The following is a 2,966-nucleotide window of genomic DNA, read 5'->3' as shown; positions in this document are numbered from 1 at the left end:
GGCAAAGCATCAACAACCGACACGACCGCCGGCACCATGTAATCCGGAAGCCGCGACGCCACAAACGCCCGAACATCAGCCGGAGCCAGTGGAGTCACTTGCCTGTTCGACACCACCTCCGTCGGCCGAAACCTGATCCGAGGCATTATGTATGGACCCGAGTCTGCCAGTTCGCTGGTGAATAAAGCATCCATGCGGCCAGCCATTGGCGATGGTGAAACTGTCGCCATCCACCCGGACTCGGCCGCAAGCCGTCTCAGTTCTGACAATGAGATGGCTTCGCTCGGGTCGAAACCGCTACTGCGGTGGAACCAATCCGGGCAGTCATTGTGCAGATCCGCATTGGGGATGTCGAGCACGTGTAGGGGCTCACCGACGTTCGTACTTAACAGCTTCGAAAGCTGTTCTCTCGTCTCGAAGCGTTCCTCGGTACAGTGGCCGGCGTTGGCAAGGTCGACTGGCCGCTTACTGAGCAGCACGTCATAGCGATACAGGTTCAGCTCATTCGTAGCGTCCCCATCCTTCAACAGCAAGGATACAGAACCGAACTCACTCAGGTTGGACGAGTCCGCAAAGAATGCTGGTGAAAGCAACAGCTCCTTCTCGCGCTCGGCCTCCTCACGGATCCGAGCTTCACTAAACTCACTGGAATTACAGGTAGCCGCAATGAATTCACGCTGAAGGTCAAAGTTCCGGATATCCCCGATAAAGAGCGTTCCTCCAGGCCGAAGTAGCATCGAGGCTCGATCGATTACCTCCCGGAGATATGCAACACTCGGGAAGTACTGGATGACGGAGTTCAACACGACAGTATCGAAGTAGTCATGTGGAAGTCGCTCGACATCGTTCGCTTGACCAGCGACCAGATGTACCCTTGAACCTAGTTCGGGCGCGTCTCTGTCAACCGTCTTCCGAAGAGAGCTCACCGTTTCGACGGACAGGTCGGTGCCCCAGTACTCATCTACTTCGCTCGCAAGTTGGGCAAGTATCAACCCCGACCCGACACCAATCTCCAATACCTTCGTCGGCTCAGTGCGCCGAATCCGCTCTACAGTCCGGTCGCGCCAATCCTTCATCTCATCTATGGGGATCGGCAGGCCTGTGTAGCTGCTTATCCACCCTCTGAAATCCTCGCCAAGCGCCTCGGCCGACGGTTCATCCTCGGACTTGTACAGCTCATCGTAAAGGGTCTGCCACTCGTCCACAGCGGCAATCTCGGCGAGATGATCCCGCAGGTCCGGTTCGTGTTCAGGCACTACATAGGCAACCAGGTGCTGCTCGTTGTCAGCAGTGCTCAGATTCCTCGGTACCACCACAGCTCGAGCGATATTCGGGTGTGTTGTGAGCGTCTCTTCTACCTCAGCAGGTTCAACTCTGAATCCACGGATCTTCGTTTGATCATCGATTCGACCAACGTATTCGAGCGTTCCCTCCGCCGACCATCGCGCGATATCGCCGGTGCGATACATCCGAGTGCCGTCCCCAAACGGATCTGCCACGAAGCGCGTCGAGGTCATTGCACCGCGCTGGTGATACCCGCGAGCAATCTGCTCCCCGACCAGGTAGAGCTCACCAGCGACGCCAGTGGGGACCATCTGGAGTGCTGCATCTAGTAGGCGCACCGAGACATTCGGAACCGGAAGGCCAATCGGTACCGACTTGCCGCGCACGTTCGTTGAAGCGGACAGCTCCATCATCGTCGCGCAGACGGTGGCTTCTGCAGGACCGTATCCGTTCACGAGCTCCGCATGCGGATAGCGTTCGAGGAAGTTGTTGCTGTCTTTAGACAGGAGCTGTGCTCCGCCGACAATAAGTCGCTGCAAGCTTCCAAGTGACCCGTTCGCGAAGTCAGGGTGTTCACTGAGCGGGCCAAGAAGCGGGGTGGTGAGAAACGTGGTGGCGACGTCGTACTGGGAAGCAAGGGCTGTCACTTCTGCTGGCTCAGTCCTAGGCGACTCGGCGATCACAACTGTTGCCCCTGCAAGCAACGCGGGCCAGAGTTCCAGCATCGATGCGTCGAACGAGATCGATGAGTGCATCAAGGACGTCTGGTCGTGCTGCAATCTCCACACACGTGTCGCCAGATTCACGATGTTTCGATGCGTGATGGCCACGCCTTTCGGGGCACCAGTCGAACCAGACGTATAGATCACACTCGCCAATGCGTCCGGAGCCAAGGTGTCACGGTCGGTTGGGTCTGGGCTAGGCGCGCTGCGACTGTTCTCACTGCTGGCGTCTGTCAGCAATACCGACGTACCAGGTGGACTACACATCGAGCCGCTGGTTGCACTATCAGTCAGAATCATCGCCGGGCGTGCGTCATTGAGAATATGGGTAATCCGCGCACTCTGGTACGCAGGATCGATCGGTAGATACGCGCCCCCGACCCGAGCTATCGCTACAAATGCCACAACCAGATCCACTGACCGCGGCAGCGCGACCGCGACCAACTGCTCTGCGGCCACGTGATGTCTGAGCCGGGTCGCCAACTCTGCCGAGAGCGAGTCGAGCTCTGCGTAGGAAATCTTCCTACCGCCGGCAATGAGGGCAATTCGCTCCGGCGACTCTGCGATACGTTCCGCCAGGATTCCATGCACTGTCCCGGGCGTCGGCAGCACCACTTCACCGACCGACCAGCCAAGAAGCGTGTCGAACTCACCTTCGAGAAGGACCGGTACATCGGCGATTCGAGAACCCGGTCTGACGCTGACATGCTCCAAGGTTTGAAGCAGCCGATAAGACAATGTCTCCACCGTCCGCTTGTCGAAAAGGTCTGTGGCGAACTCGACGAACCCGCTGAGGCGAGGGCCGGCCCCGTCGTCTGCAACATTGACGAGCAGGTCCACTCTTGAGGCAACGTGAGCAATCTCAGCTACTGACGATCGTATTCCGGGTATGTCCAGCGTCGGTGTTTCGTTGTTCTGATACGCCAGCGACACTTGGAACAGTGGATGATGACTCGACGA

The 2,966-nt window shown here is 58.0% G+C and carries 1 protein-coding gene; it reads right to left on the bottom strand.

Annotation, left to right across the window (positions count from 1 at the left end; genetic code table 11):
* Positions 1–2,846: amino acid adenylation domain-containing protein (locus HCA61_RS25750; RefSeq protein ID WP_206040609.1), on the bottom strand; the 2,846-nt coding region annotated here is incomplete at its 3' end.
* Positions 2,847–2,966: the final 120 nt, after the last annotated feature.

Origin of the sequence: Rhodococcus sp. HNM0563 (assembly GCF_012726195.1) — a bacterium.
GTDB lineage: Bacteria > Actinomycetota > Actinomycetes > Mycobacteriales > Mycobacteriaceae > Rhodococcus.
The sequence above is the reverse complement of the archived record's forward strand: the minus strand, read 5'-3'. Positions and strand labels throughout refer to the sequence as shown.